The sequence below is a fragment of the Candidatus Zixiibacteriota bacterium genome, from assembly GCA_026397505.1.
In the GTDB taxonomy this organism is placed as follows: domain Bacteria; phylum Zixibacteria; class MSB-5A5; order GN15; family PGXB01; genus JAPLUR01.
Genome location: JAPLUR010000107.1, coordinates 48,975 through 65,691 on the forward strand (window position 1 = coordinate 48,975; position 16,717 = coordinate 65,691).

Annotated in this window: 15 protein-coding genes; 10 read left to right on the plus strand and 5 right to left on the minus strand. The window is 49.1% G+C overall.

The window, feature by feature from the left end; all coding sequences use genetic code 11:
• Nucleotides 1–38: 38 nt before the first annotated feature.
• The 4 genes from NT002_10960 to NT002_10975 all read right to left on the minus strand — a co-directional run bounded on the left by NT002_10960 (nt 39) and on the right by NT002_10975 (nt 2,554).
• Nucleotides 39–1,112 carry a hypothetical protein gene (locus NT002_10960; GenBank protein MCX6829782.1) on the minus strand — a complete coding sequence of 358 codons (1,074 nt, stop codon included), beginning with the start codon at nt 1,110–1,112 and terminating at the stop codon, nt 39–41.
• On the minus strand, nt 1,105–1,338 hold the full coding sequence (locus NT002_10965; GenBank protein ID MCX6829783.1) for a hypothetical protein: 234 nt from the start codon (nt 1,336–1,338) through the stop codon (nt 1,105–1,107). Before NT002_10965 ends, NT002_10960 begins: the two co-directional genes overlap by 8 nt.
• Before the next feature lie 33 nt (nt 1,339–1,371).
• Nucleotides 1,372–1,500, minus strand: coding sequence for a hypothetical protein (locus NT002_10970; GenBank protein ID MCX6829784.1), 129 nt, complete (start codon nt 1,498–1,500; stop codon nt 1,372–1,374).
• 400 nt (nt 1,501–1,900) lie between these two features.
• A complete protein-coding gene (locus NT002_10975; GenBank protein ID MCX6829785.1) occupies nt 1,901–2,554 on the minus strand; it encodes a hypothetical protein in 654 nt (217 codons plus the stop codon).
• Nucleotides 2,555–3,254: 700 nt separating this feature from the next.
• On the opposite strand from NT002_10975, the gene NT002_10980 reads away from it, so the two are divergent.
• The 9 genes from NT002_10980 to NT002_11020 all read left to right on the plus strand — a co-directional run bounded on the left by NT002_10980 (nt 3,255) and on the right by NT002_11020 (nt 13,488).
• Nucleotides 3,255–3,767 (plus strand): HNH endonuclease, encoded by a 513-nt coding sequence (locus NT002_10980; GenBank protein MCX6829786.1) that lies wholly within the window; start codon nt 3,255–3,257, stop codon nt 3,765–3,767.
• Nucleotides 3,768–3,769: 2 nt separating this feature from the next.
• Nucleotides 3,770–4,759 (plus strand): tryptophan--tRNA ligase, encoded by a 990-nt coding sequence (trpS, locus tag NT002_10985; protein MCX6829787.1) that lies wholly within the window; start codon nt 3,770–3,772, stop codon nt 4,757–4,759.
• Nucleotides 4,756–5,538 carry a segregation/condensation protein A gene (locus NT002_10990; GenBank protein MCX6829788.1) on the plus strand — a complete coding sequence of 261 codons (783 nt, stop codon included), beginning with the start codon at nt 4,756–4,758 and terminating at the stop codon, nt 5,536–5,538. The genes trpS and NT002_10990 overlap by 4 nt, the downstream gene beginning before the upstream one ends.
• Before the next feature lie 12 nt (nt 5,539–5,550).
• Nucleotides 5,551–6,297: an SMC-Scp complex subunit ScpB gene (scpB, locus tag NT002_10995; GenBank protein MCX6829789.1), complete on the plus strand. Its 747-nt coding sequence runs from the start codon at nt 5,551–5,553 to the stop codon at nt 6,295–6,297.
• Nucleotides 6,298–6,365: 68 nt separating this feature from the next.
• The gene (locus tag NT002_11000) at nt 6,366–7,088 is read left to right on the plus strand and encodes a pseudouridine synthase (protein ID MCX6829790.1); all 723 of its coding nucleotides are present in this window, start codon (nt 6,366–6,368) and stop codon (nt 7,086–7,088) included.
• 149 nt (nt 7,089–7,237) lie between these two features.
• Nucleotides 7,238–7,678 (plus strand): transposase, encoded by a 441-nt coding sequence (locus NT002_11005; protein ID MCX6829791.1) that lies wholly within the window; start codon nt 7,238–7,240, stop codon nt 7,676–7,678.
• A 1,539-nt stretch (nt 7,679–9,217) separates the two neighbouring features.
• The gene (locus NT002_11010; GenBank protein MCX6829792.1) at nt 9,218–11,290 is read left to right on the plus strand and encodes a hypothetical protein; all 2,073 of its coding nucleotides are present in this window, start codon (nt 9,218–9,220) and stop codon (nt 11,288–11,290) included.
• Nucleotides 11,291–12,471: 1,181 nt separating this feature from the next.
• Complete coding sequence (locus tag NT002_11015) at nt 12,472–12,975, plus strand: DinB family protein (protein MCX6829793.1); 504 nt, start codon at nt 12,472–12,474, stop codon at nt 12,973–12,975.
• 336 nt (nt 12,976–13,311) lie between these two features.
• A complete protein-coding gene (locus tag NT002_11020) occupies nt 13,312–13,488 on the plus strand; it encodes a hypothetical protein (protein MCX6829794.1) in 177 nt (58 codons plus the stop codon).
• Nucleotides 13,489–13,550: 62 nt separating this feature from the next.
• Here NT002_11020 and greA read toward each other — a convergent pair whose 3' ends face one another.
• Nucleotides 13,551–14,030 carry a transcription elongation factor GreA gene (greA, locus tag NT002_11025; GenBank protein ID MCX6829795.1) on the minus strand — a complete coding sequence of 160 codons (480 nt, stop codon included), beginning with the start codon at nt 14,028–14,030 and terminating at the stop codon, nt 13,551–13,553.
• Between the two features lie 278 nt (nt 14,031–14,308).
• Between greA and NT002_11030 the strand changes: the two genes are divergently transcribed.
• On the plus strand, nt 14,309–16,627 hold the full coding sequence (locus NT002_11030) for an SLBB domain-containing protein (GenBank protein ID MCX6829796.1): 2,319 nt from the start codon (nt 14,309–14,311) through the stop codon (nt 16,625–16,627).
• Nucleotides 16,628–16,717 lie beyond the last annotated feature (90 nt).

The following is a 16,717-nucleotide window of genomic DNA, read 5'->3' on the forward strand; positions in this document are numbered from 1 at the left end:
GCAGGAAAGTCTGCGCTTTAGAAATTGAATCCCTCAAGTTATGTATTCTTAAATCCATGCGGTTTGACATAAGTAGTGATATGCTCCAATCCCTCAACGAATCCAAGGCTGATAAATTCGATTTCAAAACCCCCGAAGCACTCTGTTATATCCTCAAGAAATCCATTCAGTTTCTGGTCATCCAGATTCCAGTATCTCACGAGATCGATGATCAGCGGAATAAGAAGATAGAGTTTATCTCTTTTTATTAACTGGCAAGATATGTCAATTTTTGTTCTTTTGATTTCTGGCTGCATCAGCCGCCCTTTGTCTAAAATGAAGTCGTAACCGAGTGTGACGCTTTGTTGAATGAAAGGTCCGAAAGCATCGGTAAAAGACCTACATACAAAACCAACATCGCGTTCGGAGCCATGTAATTTATTAATACCGGCTTTCAGCATGGATTCATGATTTGGATGTTGCACTCCGACATATAGTCTTATGGCATGAATCTGTTCGGATATGACTAGACCCAATCCCACTGGTATCGCATAAAGTGATATTTGCTCAAATGACATTTTAAGTTGTGCCGCAAGAGCACCTTCACTAAACCAGGTTAAGACATCGGCCAGACGTTGCCACCGACAAAGTGCCTCGTCATAGCGAAGATTCAAATAAAGACGCAATTGGACATCATCTTTCGATAAATCACATCCCAGCCATATTCCGCCCCATAGTTTCCGAGTAGTATCGGCGTCCCAAGGGAAAACACGAGAAATAACAGCGTTGAGGTCGTGCAGGACAAATTCCCATCCCAACTTGTGGAGGAGTTCATCAACGACCCTGAGTGATATGTTTATCTGCTCCAAGACGGTAATTCCCAGTCCGCCAGGTTCAACCAGCATGCGGAATGGCACCACATCCGCATTTCTCGTAGATTTTAGAGAATATACAACCGGTGTACCATCAAGACACATAGATGCCCGACGGAGCTTGGCTTTTCCCTGAAAATCATTCATTAATGAATTAATTAAAGCCCTATGGAGAAGATGGCAGTTTTCAGGCAAGCCATCTTCTCCATACAATTCCGAAGTCCGTCGATCAAAAAATTTCCGGAATCTTTCGTCAGCCATTACGGCGTTTGCTCAAATATATCCACAGTTGCTGGTGATCCCGGCAGACCGGGATTCCCAGGATCTCCAGCAATACCATAGGAATCGCCCCGGTCGCCCCGGTCGCCCCCGGGGTTTCCAGAACCACCATTTCCGCCCCCGCCGGGAGGCCCATTTTCACCTCTAAGGCCGCCGGTCCCGCCAGCACCGCCAGAAAGGCCCGAGCCCGCCGGGTCAGCAACAACATTCGGAAATATGGCACCGGAATCATAGAGGATTACTATATGACCGCCGCTGCCGCCACGCCCACCACGGCCACCATCCCCACCATTACCTCCATTGCCGCCATTTCCGCCGTCGCCTCCACGCCCTTGAGCAGCATGCGGTTCACAGCCCTCGCCACTGCCACCAGCTCCGCCATCACCACCGTGCTGACCTTGCTGTCCGGCACCACCTGTGCCGCCATTGCCACCGTAGCCGCCGTTTCCCCCCTTGTAGTTCAATGTTATTGTCCCAGTTAGAAATGTACTATCTATGGTTACATACGCACCATTAGTTCCAGCTGAACCCTCACCCCCATTTTGGCCGTTCCAACCCGGCGCGCCTTGTCCTCCATTTCCGCCGGCAGCACCATTTGTCGGCGACTCATCTCCCCAGGTGCTGCATTCAGCAGCCCTGCCCGCAGCACCGTTACTGGCTATGGTCGCGGGATCCGGTGCGAGGCCGTTCGCACCATGAGCCCCATTAACTCCATCCACTCCAGAGCCTTCGAACATCGCCATGATTAACCTCCTTAATTCATATTGTTATTATACGTGTTTGATCTGATAAGAATGCAGCTTTGTATTGTTGCCGAGCCTAATGCACCCCGAACCGTATACTATGATATTGGTTATGTATACAGCGGCGAAGTTCCTGAATATGACGACTTCGTTCGGGCAGACAATTAGAGTATCAGCAACAAATGTGTTTAGTCGCTTGGCGCGCTCCAGCATATACTCTATCACACCCTTATATGGGATCTTTGATACTATCTTTTTGTCTACATACCCAAAAAGCAGGTTATGAGCCATATCCTTTACCGCTATTCTTTCGTCAGGCTCCAATTCCTTCAATGACTCTATGTTTCGTGTAGGAAGATGATGCATTTGAACACAGGGCAAGCGATAACAGGGTTTTTCTTTATCGAAAACCCGGTTTGGCACACCGGCCAGTTCTTTAAGTTCGTCGATATTTTTGGGTGATATTGTACGAATATATCTGTCCAACTCCCCGACATGAGGATCAAATTTCCTGATTGGGTCCAGGTAAACAGGCCCTTTGATAACATTGCAAATCGGATTCAGCGGCTTCAACTCTGTCGGTTTCATCCCAAATATCTTCAGCTTATCTTGTAACCACTCGGGTTTCGGTGAAAGCAGATGCTTACGATGCTCGTGAAGAAAATCCTTCTGTTCTTTCATATTATCCTCCATAAGGGTTTGATACACTCCATAAAACTGTTTTCTTCATTTCTGGCGGACCTCCAACTTTCTCAGTTATAGGCGTTCATTTCATTCAAAGCTCCTTAAATCCTGTTGGATTGTAGCTCATTTTGAGCTAAACCATTCATATCACCTCCTTTCAGACGCTTTGGAATATCTGAATTGTGCACGGGCTAACATCGTCCATATTGATCCATATCATATAACGCCTCTAAAATGCTTCGAAACTCTGCATAATGCACCCGCGTAAGCAGTATCCATTTCACGCCTAGTTGAAGAGATACCTAGTTAGCGCGCTGACATGCCAAATTCAACCCGAGGACTGTCACAGACGGGCATAGGATCCTAATCAGTTCGGTTGCGTCGAGTTGATATCCCCGGTTGATCGCTTTTCGAAATGCTTTCCGCGCTCATCAACAATATCATTAGGCATAGCGCCTATGTCAAGTTATTTTTACTAAACTTGGAAAGCATCTTCTCATTTGATATGGTAAGCCCGATGTAATGGGGTGTCACTTGTTGTCACCATTTGCGGCGGCTCCCATGGCTGGTACCAACGAACAGGGCGCTAATCGGGACGCGGCCTGAAAGGGCCAGCAAATATCTATTGACAATCGGGAAGTCAAGTATAATCTTATTGGCTTAGGCGGGCAGGGCCCGCGGCGAGGTTTACGGCGACATGAGTCTGCTTAGTCATAACGTATTGGTGCTCAATCAAAACTATGAACCGCTTTCGGTTTGTTCGGCCCGAAGAGCGATCGTTCTACTTTTCCTGGGCAAAGCCGAAATGATCGAAACCTACGACGGGGTCAAAATCCGGTCGATCAGCCGGTCATTCCCGATGCCCTCGGTAGTGCGGCTCGACCGCTATATCAAAGCCCCCCGCAAAAGAATCCTTCTGACGCGCAAAAATGTCCTTATCCGAGACGGCCATACCTGCTGCTACTGCGGGGCGGTCAAAGGGCCGATGACGGTCGACCATATTATCCCCAAGAATATGGGAGGCGCCGACACCTGGGAAAATCTGGCCTGCGCCTGCGACCGCTGTAACAACATGAAAGGAAACCGGCCGCTCATGCAGGCCGGGATGAAACTTCTGCGCAAGCCGACCCGCCCCAATCATATCACCTATATCCAACGCTTTGTGGGGGTCACCGACAACCGCTGGAAACAATACCTTTTCATGGAGTAATCTTGAACAAAAGGGAAACGATTCTATCCGGAATGCAGCCCTCCGGGGAACTGCATATTGGGAATTTGGAGGCGGCGCTCAAGAACTGGGTGCGGCTTCAGGATGAATATAACATGTATTGCTGCATAGTCGACTGGCACGCTCTGACCGGCGACTATGAAAACACCGGGATCATGAAAGAGCGGGTGGAACAACTGGCAATCGACTATCTGGCGGCGGGGCTAGATCCGGAGCGATGCGCCATTTTTGTCCAATCCGATGTGAAAGAGCATGCCGAACTGCATCTTCTCTTCTCGATGATTGTTACGGTCCCGACCCTGACCCGTCTTCCGACCTACACCGAGAAGAAAGAGGAAAAAGGGCTGGATAGTTACGGTTTTCTGGGGTATCCGGTGTTGCAGGCGGCCGATATTTGTGTTTATAACGCCGACAAGGTGCCTGTGGGGAAAGATCAGGAAAAGCATATCTGGCTGGCGGCCGATCTGGCTAAGAGATTCAACACTCTCTATGGGCAGACGTTTGTCGAACCGCAGGCGCTGTTCACGAAGATTCCGGTTATCCCCGGCATGGATGGGCGGAAGATGTCGAAATCGTATGACAATCATATACCGATTGCGGCAACCGAAAAAGAGACGACGGAGAGGATAAGGAAATATTTCACCGACCCGCAGAAACTTCGCCGAGGCGACCCCGGGCGTCCGGAAATCTGTCCGGTTTATTGCCTGCATCAGGTTTACACGCCGGAGCCCGAGAAGCTGATCGCCCCGCCCTGCCGAAGCGGCGAGCTGGGCTGTGTGGACTGCAAAATGAAACTGGCGGCCAATCTGAATGAGTCCCTCCGCCCGCTTCGCGAAAAAAGAGTTGTTATTGAAAATAATAAAGATTATATCTGGGATGTGTTGAAAAACGGAGCAACTCGCGCGAGAAAACGGGCCTCGGAAGTAATGGAAAGAGTCCGGGCCGCAATGAAAATGGATTATTATCGGCAATGAACGGCACGCCCAAAGAAAACTATTCGGTCAACCTGGAAATTTTCCAGGGGCCGCTGGATCTTCTGCTCTATCTTATCCGCAAGGATGAAATCGATATTTATGATATTCCGATTGCCCGAGTGACCCAGCAGTATATGCAGTATATAGAGATGATGAAGATTTTAAATCTGGAACTGGCCGGCGAATATATCCTGATGGCGGCGACACTTATCCGGATCAAGGCGCGGCTGCTTTTGCCTCGCGATGAATCGGAGGAGGAAGAGGGCGACCCGCGTGAAAATCTGGTGGCAGCGCTTCTGGAATACAAGAAATTCAAGGAGGCGGGTGAAATCCTGCGCGAAAAGAGAATACTTGAGGAGCGGGTCTTTGTTCCGGACGGGCTGGGGGGCGGCAACGGCGACAGGGAGAAGATTATTCTCTCCGATACCACCACCCTGTTTGACCTTCTGACCGCTTTCAAGGAAGTTCTGGATCGGGCCGGACAAGACAGCCAGTACACGATAAATCCCGAAGCAGGTACCATTGAGGATCGCATCACCATAATTATGGCGATTCTGGCCGGGAAAGATTCAGCCACTTTTATAGAGTTGTTTGAGGATATTCCCCGCAAGCTGACCGCAATCCTGACTTTTCTGGCGATTCTGGAACTGGTCAAGATCAAGCGGATCACGGTGCGGCAGTCGCTCCCCTTCTCGGAGTTGAGAGTTTATCGCGGCGATGATTTTCATAATCCCGAACCGGTAATAGAGTTCATAAAGAAGTTTCATTTTCTGCAATAGTGAGAAAAGCATATGGACCAGAATGGAAATAGACTACCGATTATTGAGTCACTGATTCTGTCATCACCGGAACCATTATCGGCGCGAAGAGTGATCGATGTGGTTGATGATATCAGCGCCGCCGATATCGAGGAGATCGTGACCGCCCTCAATGAGAAATATCTGGCGACTGATTCCTCGTTTCGGATAAGGAAAGTGGCCGGCGGTTACCAGCTTTATATAATCGAGGATTATGCCGGGTATGTGGAGGAACTTCACACCCGAAGGCGGAATGCGCGGCTGACCCGTTCGGCTCTGGAGACCCTGGCCATAATCGCGTACCGCCAGCCGGTGACGAAACTGGATATCGAGATGATTCGCGGGGTGGCCTCCGATTCGGTTCTGCACACGCTTCTGGAACGCAAGCTGATCACCCTTTCCGGCCGGGCGCAGACAATCGGGCGGCCGCTTCTGTATCGCACGACCGATGAATTCCTGAAATATTTCAATCTCAACGCCATCGAAGACCTGCCCAAGATGACCGAGATTGAGGAATTGCTGTCCTCGCGGGAGCCGGATGCCCAGCAGACACTTCCCCTGGACAGCCGGGATGAAAATGAACCGCTGGCCGCGGAGAATACCGACGAGATGATTCCGCCCGCGGAGCTTGAGGATGCCCCGGATTCTGACACTGAGGCAGAGGAAAATAACGTTCCCCTCGGTGATGTCAATGATGAAGAGATGGCGGAAGAAGAAGCGGAAGTAATTGAGAATTCATGAGGTCATCCGGCTTGCCGGGTTTCCGACAGAAACAGCCCCTAATACTCGTTTAAGGAGGAGTCCGGAAATTGATCCGGATAAATAAGTTTCTTTCGTTATGCGGGGTAACCTCCCGGCGGGGCGCGGAGCAACTAATCAGTGAAAAGAGAGTCACGGTCAATGATGTCACGATTGACCGCCTCGGCACCATTGTTGACGAGGAGAATGATGTTGTCAAGGTCGATGGGACGGTCGCCGGCTTGACCCGCAAGAAATTCTATGTTCTTCTGAATAAACCGAAAATGGTGCTGACCACGCTTCACGACCCATTTAAAAGGAAGACGGTTCAGTACTATGTCAAAACACTTGGCGCGCGGGTTTATCCGGTAGGGAGACTGGATTACGACACCGAAGGGGCTTTGATATTAACCAATGACGGCGAACTGGCTTACCGGCTGGCTCATCCCAAGTATGAGATCAAGAAAATCTATCAGGCATTGGTGGTCGGCGCTTTCACGGCTGACCATGCCGCGGAAGTCTCCAAGGGAATTAAGCTGGATGACGGGCATATCGGCCATGCGGAGGTGGAAATATTGGATAGCATCGTACGACGCTCGGTAGTTCGCCTGACTCTGACCGAGGGGCATAAACGGGAGATCAAACAACTCATGAAAAGCGTCGGCCACCATGTCATAGATCTGCGGCGAGTGGAGTTTGCGGGGCTTCGCGTTGACGACCTGAAACCGGGCCGCTGGCGGCATCTGAACCACCTCGAAATCCGCAAGCTGAAGGATATGGTGGGAATAGAATAATAAATCGGTACGAGCGCCCGCCACGGCCGGCTGATGGCGCGTTTAAAAATGGCGGAACCGCAAGACTTCGGGCTTGTTGAAAAAGTGTTGTTTTTGACATGGGGGATTAGTTATATGTGTTCATGCAAACAAAAAGAGAACGGATACAGATGAGGATGATGCTTCTGCCGCCGTTGGAGACATTTATCCCGGAAGACCACCCTATTCGGCGCTTGAATAAGGTGGTGGATTTGAGTTTTGTCCATGAAGCGGTGCGTGGGCAATATTGTCAGGACAACGGTCGTCCCTCGATTGATCCGGAAGTAATCATTCGTTTGTTTTTGCTTCAGGCGGTTGAGGAGATAGCGCATGTGCGGGATTTAATCCGGCAGGCGCATGTAAACTTGGCCTATCGCTGGTTTATCGGTTACGATCTTGACGAGAAGCTGCCGGATCACTCGACTCTGTCGCGGGCCTTAGATCGTTTTGGGGACAAGGTCTTCAACGAGCTTTTTACAAAGAGTATTGCTCAATGCAAAGCGAGCGGTTTAATCGAGGGGCGGGGGGAGTTCGTTTCTTCGTTTTTGCATTCTCTTGTAGTGTTCTTGTAGCGAATTTGGGGAAGATTCTATTCGGGTGACAGTTGTTGACGATGGGACAGTTGATAAATTGCTTTTTGACTTTAGACATATAAATAAACACTCTTCTTACATAAGGGGGATGGGGGCTAAATTACCATCGGTTCGATGTGGATTTTGAAGGGGAAATGGGATATGAATGCGGGTAAGTGTCGAAACCGCAAGGGCTTCGACCCACCTGACTATTTATTATATTTTTTAACAGCCCCAATATTCCATTGTTCCCCGAATATGTGGTCAAAAGGCCGTGCACCTTCCATTCCCCCGGAACAGATTCGCAGAACTTCGAAGAATGGACGCTTTGATCTTTCCAGTATATTGACTGTCAGCCATTTGTATGAAGCCTCTTGTTTGATTGGTCGCAACATTGCGGGAAAGCCCCGTGACATAGTCGCAAGAGCCTTTCAAGCCATGACCCCCAATAGTAATCTATATTTGGGCTCCATGCTTGAATTCCAACTTTAGGCTGGTGACGCATTCAGTACCATTCCATTTAATTAAAGGGGACAGCGCGTATGCTAAAGTTGATTAATGGATCGGTGCATACCTTTCGATGCCAATTCTGTCGACTCGCAATCAATGGTTGCCTTTCTCATTAGGTAATGGAGATAGAAATTGTCTCCTATGAACATTTTCGAACCGTGAAGAGCACAGAGCGAATATATATTGGTATTTTCGCGGGACCTATGGTCGCTGGCAAAAATACCCGCCCCCGGGGTATTTTAAACCTCTATCCATATTATCATAATAGAATGCCAACATTTCATGCCCGGCCTGATTTTTTCCTTTTGGGGCTTGACAATAAGTATTCCATTGTATATATATATATTAGTTTGACGGAATATTTCTAAAAGGCATGGCATCTTGAAATTCGAATGGAGCTTTTTCCATCATCAATTTTGAAAACATCTTCAACCGTGTGCATTTCAGTGCTCTACATTCTCAGAGAGTAATAGATGCATCGCAAAGGTATTTGGAGGTTAGGCAGGTATGAAACAAACAGCGATCCTTTTGGGGGTGCTCGGCGTTCTATTCTGCATCTGCGCCACAGACATTCACGCACAAATCACAAACTCCGACAATCAGAAGAATTCGGTGGCGGCAGACAAGGCGTTTGGTTCATTGCGGGATTCCCTCTTGCGAAAGTATACTGGGAGCGTTGTAAAGGACGACACGAAAGGAAAAAATTCAATCTGCGAATTACATGCATGGTTCGATCGAAAGCTTACGGACCTGCAAACGCAATATTATGGAGACGGCTTCCGCCTGTCCCCGCTCGGTATTTACAGCACACGCGTTCCCCAAGATTCAGCACGCATCAAAAAATGGAATTTCGGAGCCGAATACCATTTGCCGTTGAATACTATAAACGGCTTTTTCACTGCCTTTTCCCCGAATCTTTTTAACCCTCGTGCATTTGCAAGAGTATTCCTCGGCGGGGGAATTGGTAATATCTCAGGCCTTAAGGCCCCAGCCACCGAGGTCACCTCAAACTGGGGAGTTAATGGTGAGTTGGTCTTCGAGAACAAAGAACGCTTGTGGCTTAATCCCTTGATCGGTTTGTCATATGTCTGGGTCAATCCCAAATTGGGTTCTGATGGTCAGGGCAATTATCTGTATGCCGGCAATCGCCTCTATTTTTCTTCGAAGCGTACCCTCAGCCTTGATCTTAGAGGCGGCGTGGCGTTCTGGCGAGGCTTTGATGAAGAGACACCGCCGGCCTGGTTCTTCGGCGGCGGCCTGACCATCCACAAGGACGTTGATTTCGCAAAAGCAGGAAAACCACTCTTCGCTCCCCCGGAGGTTGGCCTGATCGGCAATGCTCCCCTTTCGCTGATCAGCGGCAAGGTCATGTTTCCTATGAGATTCTGGAAAGGGATATCATTGGCGCCTTTCGGCTCTTACGGGGCGGAGACCGGTTCGAATCCCTATTCGGCTGCTTCCGGTCTCGGTGCCGAAATTCGTCTCTTCGGTGATGATAAGAACGCCGGTCTGAATCCTTACGCCGGATTTCAGCACTATTGGTTACACCAATTCCCCGGCACCGGAAAGGGGTTTTCCTTTTACTTCGGAGCCAGACTCTATCTGACCGACTATATCGCCCTCGATGGTAATACGGGACCGGTTTTCTGGAAAGAGGATACCCCGGAAGATAAGAATTTGAAAGACTGGGTGGCACAGATCGGATTCACCGTTTCATTCGGGAAGGTTCGAGAGAATAAGGATTTGAGCGGCGCTGTCCTGATCCAGAAAAATGAATGGGGGAAGAGTCCTTATGACCAAAAGGCCAACGGCCGTCTTGACGAAAAAGGCCTGCACCGCTACGATGGCGAAGTGCGTGTTTATGCCGCGGACAGCTTTAAGGCAGGGACCGTAATAGATACCGTAATAGATACCGTAATCGTGATTGATAGCTCGAAATGCCCCACCTCCGCAGGCGATTTGACTGATTTGAAATTCTATACTCTTAATCTGGATTTCGATCTCGCCATGGATCCTTTTAATACGCAGGCCGGTCTCCTATCGGAAGCCAAGGGCCGGGATAAAGACATTTTCATCGCAATTCTGTTTAACAAAAAGCATACGGTGGTGAGCAATCTGAATGAGACAAACACCTTCTTCCATTTCGTCGATCTCGACAATTGTCAGTACTTCGGCTATCGCTGGGACGCCAACCGTTCCCGCCAGCCCGAGTACGAACAACATGATGCCCTCGGCATAATTGGCGATAACTACAAGGAGTTGTACTGGGGTAACTTCAATGAATTCGTAAAGCCCGTTTCATGGCTTGATAAAAAGAACGTCATGGATTTCATAAACGGGAGCAGTATGCAGGATAAGATTCTTCAGGTGTTAAGCCGCCAGATTACGGAAGAGGACAGTCTCTTTGTCAGCGCTCCCACACCTGAAGACAGCCTTAAGCTTATTTCGAAGAATTTCCGCATCGGGTATGTAAAATATCCGCAAAGTACGATAGCCAAATTGGAGGGATTCCTCTATTACAGATACAAAAGTCTGGGCGCCGCAGTGATGTATTGTGCCGACCGCAATTCTAATGGCTTGTTTGTCAAGGCCAGAGATACTAGATGGATGGGCTTCGATAGCATCCCCCCCGGAATCGATTCGGAAGCAATAGTGAGGTTCGACCCCGTCGATGATTTCTCCTTTTCAAATCATGTAAAAATGAAAGGAATTCTATCTCAGAGCCTCGCCCTCGATCAGTTTGTTGAATGCGATTCCGAACCATCAGCATTACATGAGCAGATACTCAAAGATTCCGTTTTATCCCGGTTGCGGGCGAATCCCGGGCTCACTATAAGTATTTGTGGTTATACGGATGCAACCCGAATGACTGATACGTGTTTTATGATGAATGGAGGTCAAATGGACCTCAGAGACAGTATCCGTGAAGACAGAGCGCAGAAGCACCTCAGTGAAGCCAGAGCACAGCATGTCAAAAACTATCTTACCAGGATAGGCATAAGGGATGAACAAATTAAAGAGACGAAGGGAATGGGAATCAAATGGCCGTATCGTAATCGAATGCCTGAGGATCGCTGCGTAATCATAGAATTCATAGATTAAAGAGTTGAAATGGAGATTTTTTGAGTTTCCCTGGCGGCATCAACTGCCGCCAGGGAATAACCATAGACCTTGTTGATTCCATGCAAAAATGCAGTTTGGCAGGTCAGGTCTCTTGCAGACCTGACACAATTATGTCAGGAGCGTAAAGCTCCTGACCTACCCAAAAATATTCATTGTTCCGCAGCGTTTTAGATCGCTGCCTCAACGGCGGGCGTGACCCTGCGGCCTTCCCCCCTTCAAAATCCACATCGAACCGATGGTGATTTGGGTCCTTCCCCCATTAATAGAAAGCACAGCTATTTATATGTCTGAAGTCAAAAAGCAATTTATCGGCCCGGGTGGCTATTCCCAGGCTCCGACTTTTGTCGGAGTCTGGGGATGTAATACAACGAACAAAATCGCTACAATATCACTACAACAGAATACAAAAATGAAGAAACGAACTCCCCCTCTCCCGGCCGGGAGAGGACCCAGGGGTGAGGGATCACAAAATCACTATCGATCCGATGGTGATTTGGAGGCACCCCCCTTTTATTGAAAGAAGTTTATTATTATGCCCATTAGCCGGAAACAATTATTAACCAGCCACTACTTCCAACTGTGTCGCGCCCTTAAACTTCTCTCCCCCTATAGTCCGGTGTGCTGTCTGTCACCCTTTTTCAACGAACTTCATCATGGCTACTCCGGCAATAAGTCCAAAACCCACAGCGACATAACCGCGTCAAACCAAAACCACTCACGCCCTGAGAATGTCCGCCAAAAGAAAAACAAACCCATTTCCGACCATCCCTTTCAATTCCCGCAACCAATACTCCGCCAAAATATTACCGAGAAAAATCGAGATCGGAAATGATATGAAAAATTTAGTAAAGCAAAGCCAAAAATGGATATCCCCATGGCAGACAAACCGTTCCGTTGTTTCTATATGGCTTCGCTCCCTTTTCCGTTTCAATTTGCCGATGTAACTCTTTATGATATAATGCATTGTAACAATTATGTTCGCAGGTCGAAATTCCCCCTGAATTCCGCCCTGCGGAATGAATGGGGGTTTCGACACTTCTTCTGAAAGGATTCATGATTTCTTTCCCCCAAATGTGATTGCCACGTATACCATTATTATATAGATTTGACTGTCCTGTGAAATCGATGAATTCGCTCTAACTCAAAGAAAGGATTTGGCCATGATACACTCCATCAAAGAGTTCGAAACCTCCTGGAAACAGCAGTCCAATGGCACCCGCAAAGTGCTCGCGGCCCTTACCGATCAGTCGCTGGCCCAACGTGTCTCCCCCGATGACCGCACGATCGGACGGGTGGCCTGGCATATTGTCGGCTCCGTCTCGGAAATGGGCGGCCGCACCGGATTGAAAATGGCCGGCCCCAAACATGACGACCCGGTCCCCAAAACCGCCAAAGAGATTCTCGATGGCTACGACAAAGCCGCCGCCTCGCTTCTCGAGCAGGTTCAGAAAGACTGGGATGACAAGACCCTCGAGGTTGTCGATGACATGTATGGCGAAAAATGGCCCCGCGGACTGTCGCTCCGGATCATTATCGATCATGAAACCCACCACCGCGGCCAGCTGACTGTTTTGATGCGTCAGGCGGGGCTGAAAGTGCCGGGTGTCTTTGGGCCGGCGCGTGAGGAATGGGCCGCCTATGGGGCGCCGCCTCCGGAAATATAAGCCGCTGCTCTGTCTATAGGCCAATTTCCATGGAATCGGCCAATTCTAATTAGCCGATTCCTTTCCTTTTTTGCGCTGGGATGCAGGCATATTCGGCGTAACCGTTTGCCGGACAAATTATTAATGCCGCGCGGCCTCTTTTTGGGGAACTGAAAAAATATTCTTCATAAGTAGAACTTTCGGGCGTTAATTTTTGTAATAGAGTGTCGAAAGACGGTGTTAGAATTTATGCAATTTATTGTTACCCAAATGTATTTTTTGCTTGCGGATTGCAATGCAATTTAGTTTTATCAGAGGCGATTTTTGGGTCGATGGCTCGTTAGATGGAGGTAAGATATGATTTGCGCATTCTGTGGTGAGAAGTTTATGGGCAAGCCGGTTAAGCAGGGTGGACAGTTCTACTGTTCAATCGAGTGCGCTGATATGGCCGCCGAGGTCGTTTCCGAGGATGAAGATTACGAAGAAGATGAAAACCTCGACATAGAAAACTATGAAGAAGAAGATGAATATTGATTAATATTCCGGCTTTTGAGACTTAGAGGTTCCCTGCGCTCACGGTGGTGCAGGGAGCTTTTTTATTCCCGGGAAATTTTCAGAATTTCGAAGCGAATGACCCCCGCCGGCACTTTTATCTCCAGCTGATCGCCGACCGCTTTCCCCAGCAAACCGGCGCCGATTGGTGACTTAATAGAGATAATATCATTGTCAACATCAACCTCCTCGGCCGGCACCAGCTTGTACTCGATCTCCTCACCGCTGCGGAGATCCCTGACCCGCACCCGGGCAAAAATATAAGCCTTGTCCGAGGGGATATTATCGCTATCAAATGAGCGCACCCGACTCAACTTATCCTCCAGCTCGGCGATTTTCCGCTCGATATGGGTCTGCGCCTCTTTGGCTGCATGGTACTCGGCATTTTCCGACAAGTCGCCCATCTGCCGGGCCCGCTTGATTTCGGATAGAATGTGCGGACGATCCTCCGTTTTGAGCTTTTTCAGCTCCTGCTCCAGCTTCAACCGTCCCTGCTTGGATAAATAAATAGGCTCGTCATTCATAATCTGATTATAACAGGACTTTCCCGATTTTGAAAGAGTCTTTTTTCACCTATCGGCCAAACCTTTGTACTCTTGAGGGCCGCAGAGCGCTCACGGTGTTCTAAGAAAACTTTTCCCGCCCAGACAAGAAGATTTTAACCTTCATTACAGTCGTCAGGATGCGCCTCTTTTCCATAACGCATTGAGCCTTTGGATAATAGCTTCATCTTCTCTTACCGGCACTCGCTTTGCCTTCACTATCACCTGAGAATAGGATTTTTATACTATGGAAGGTGAAGATGAGAATCATTCTAATTTTGCTAATCCTTGTCATTCTGCTGGTAGCCGTGAGTTGGTTCAGGCCGGCTTTCTGCACCGAGATTGACCAGGAAAAACTGGTCCGAGATTATCTCGACCAGAAGAAGGAATCTGCCAACAAAGAGGGGGAGACATATGCAACCCCCGATCTTTATGGTTCGGCACAGGAAACGGCGCCGAGCGCCGGAAGTCTTCCGGGCAGCAAAATTGTGCCGGGAATTGATTCCATTCCTCAAACGACCCTGCGCGATAATTCGCCGGACTCTCTTGAGCCGTTTGGTTACAGCCTCTTTAATGCCCCTTCCGAGTTGTCCTCACCGCCGGAGGTGGCTGATGCCGCCGATTACCTTCTCGGTCCCGGCGATAATATCATCATCTATCTCTGGGGAAAAGTGGAAAAGGAGTACAACCTTACTGTTGACCGCCAGGGAAAGATATTCATCCCCAAAGCGGGCGAAATTATCGTCTGGGGTCAGACTCTTTCGGAGTTTGAGACTCAAGTCAATAAAAAGCTTTCGGCCGTTTACAGCGATTTCAAATCCTCGATTACATTGGGAAAAATCCGTTCAATCCGGATTTATCTTACCGGCGAAGTCAAAAGACCCGGTGCCTACACGGTAAGTTCCCTGACCACTCTGTTCAACGCGCTTTATCTGGCCGGCGGCCCCAGTCTGCGCGGCTCGCTGCGTAATATCCAACTGGTTCGCAATAATAATGTTGAAGCGCATCTGGATCTTTACCAATTCCTATTGAAAGGGGAAAGCAAGAGTGATGTCCGCCTTTCCTCGGGCGATGCCATTTTTATCCCGGTCTGCGGCCCGCGCGTGAGTGTCTCCGGGCAGGTGAAACGTCCGGCCATTTACGAACTTGTCGGGGACGAAAAAGTCAGCCGGGTGCTCGAATTGGCCGGCGGCCCTGCGGCCGAGGCGTATCTCGACCGGATCATGCTGGATCGTATTTCCCCCCGTGATGAGCGGGAGGTGCGCGATCTCAATATGAATCCCAATTCGGGAAAAAGCCTTGATGATATCGAAGTGATTGACGGCGACAAACTAACCGTCTTCTCCCTTTATGACATGAAAAGAAATATTGTCTCCATAGCCGGTATGGTCAAACATGCCGGGACCTTCGAACGCACCGACTCGACCACTCTCCGCGAACTGCTGAATGAGGGCGAACTGCTTCCGGACAATGTGTACTACGAAAGAGCCAATCTGTTTCGGAAATATCCCGATCGCCGAGTTGAGGTTTATCCGGTCAATCTGCGCGATGTTATTGACGGACGGTACAATATGCCGCTACAGGACCTCGATTCGCTTCATGTTTACAGCATTGACCAGGTCATGAGAAAAAAATATGTCTTTATCGACGGAGAAGTCAAAAATCCGGGGCAATTCCCTCTCTACGACAACATGAGTCTGGCCGATCTGGTTTTTCTGGCCGGCAACCTTAAGAAAAACGCCTATCAGCTGGGCGTGGAGGTGGCGCGCACCGACAGCCTGGGCCAGGTGCGACTGGAATATGTCGACCTGACTCATTCGCGCATGGAACAGTACCGCCTTCAAGAGGATGATCGGATCTTCATCCGGCAAATACCGGACTGGTTTCTGCACCGCATGGTTACTATTGACGGCGAGGTTAAATTTCCGGGGCAATATGCTCTATTTTCCCGCAATGAAACCCTGTTCCAGCTGATTCAGCGGGCCGGCGGATTTACCGAGCGGGCTTTCCCCAGGGGAGTAGTTTTTCAGCGGCACAGTATCGCCCGGAGTCTGGCCAACAGAAATTTGAGCGAGGTCATTGCCAATTCCCAGCCTCTTCAGGAGGATTCCGCCGGAAATGTCAGAAAGCTTGAATTGATCCAATTTAAACCTGAGAATATGAATCGAATCATCATTGATATGGATAAGATCATCTCCTCCAATGGGGCCAAGAGCGATATAACCCTGGAAAACGGCGACTATGTTAATGTCCCCGATATCCCGAGCGGCATCTCGGTCATGGGCGCCGTGGGCGCCAATGGGACAATCAAATACGAGCAGAACAAGAGTGTTGACTACTACATCCAACGGGCCGGCAATTTTACCAATCAGGCCGAAAAGAAAGGGACCCGACTGATAAAGGCCAACGGCCAGATTTTCGCCGGCGGCGGAATTCTGGGGAAAAAAGTCGATACCGGCGATGCTATTGTCGTGCCGACCGAAATCAAGAAAAAACATGATTTTATGAAAACAATATCAACCACAGTATCAATCATCGGAGGATTGATGACCTCAGTCTTCGTCATTGATAGGCTCTAAGGTTGAAACAGTTACCCATTCTCACCTTCCTTAACCGCCCGGCAAAAAATCCTTCCTGTCGGGCGGTACTGTTTTATACGAGTCGGAATA

Bases quoted from the DNA above. Each gene is read 5' to 3' on its own strand.
- NT002_10960 (MCX6829782.1), bottom strand. From the start codon at position 1,112: ATGGCTGACGAAAGATTCCGGAAATTTTTTGATCGACGGACTTCGGAA.
- NT002_10965 (MCX6829783.1), bottom strand. From the start codon at position 1,338: ATGTTGTTGCTGACCCGGCGGGCTCGGGCCTTTCTGGCGGTGCTGGCG.
- NT002_10975 (MCX6829785.1), bottom strand. From the start codon at position 2,554: ATGAAAGAACAGAAGGATTTTCTTCACGAGCATCGTAAGCATCTGCTT.
- NT002_10980 (MCX6829786.1), top strand. From the start codon at position 3,255: ATGAGTCTGCTTAGTCATAACGTATTGGTGCTCAATCAAAACTATGAA.
- NT002_10990 (MCX6829788.1), top strand. From the start codon at position 4,756: ATGAACGGCACGCCCAAAGAAAACTATTCGGTCAACCTGGAAATTTTC.
- scpB (MCX6829789.1), top strand. From the start codon at position 5,551: ATGGACCAGAATGGAAATAGACTACCGATTATTGAGTCACTGATTCTG.
- NT002_11005 (MCX6829791.1), top strand. From the start codon at position 7,238: ATGAGGATGATGCTTCTGCCGCCGTTGGAGACATTTATCCCGGAAGAC.
- NT002_11015 (MCX6829793.1), top strand. From the start codon at position 12,472: ATGATACACTCCATCAAAGAGTTCGAAACCTCCTGGAAACAGCAGTCC.
- NT002_11020 (MCX6829794.1), top strand. From the start codon at position 13,312: ATGATTTGCGCATTCTGTGGTGAGAAGTTTATGGGCAAGCCGGTTAAG.
- greA (MCX6829795.1), bottom strand. From the start codon at position 14,030: ATGAATGACGAGCCTATTTATTTATCCAAGCAGGGACGGTTGAAGCTG.
- NT002_11030 (MCX6829796.1), top strand. From the start codon at position 14,309: ATGAGAATCATTCTAATTTTGCTAATCCTTGTCATTCTGCTGGTAGCC.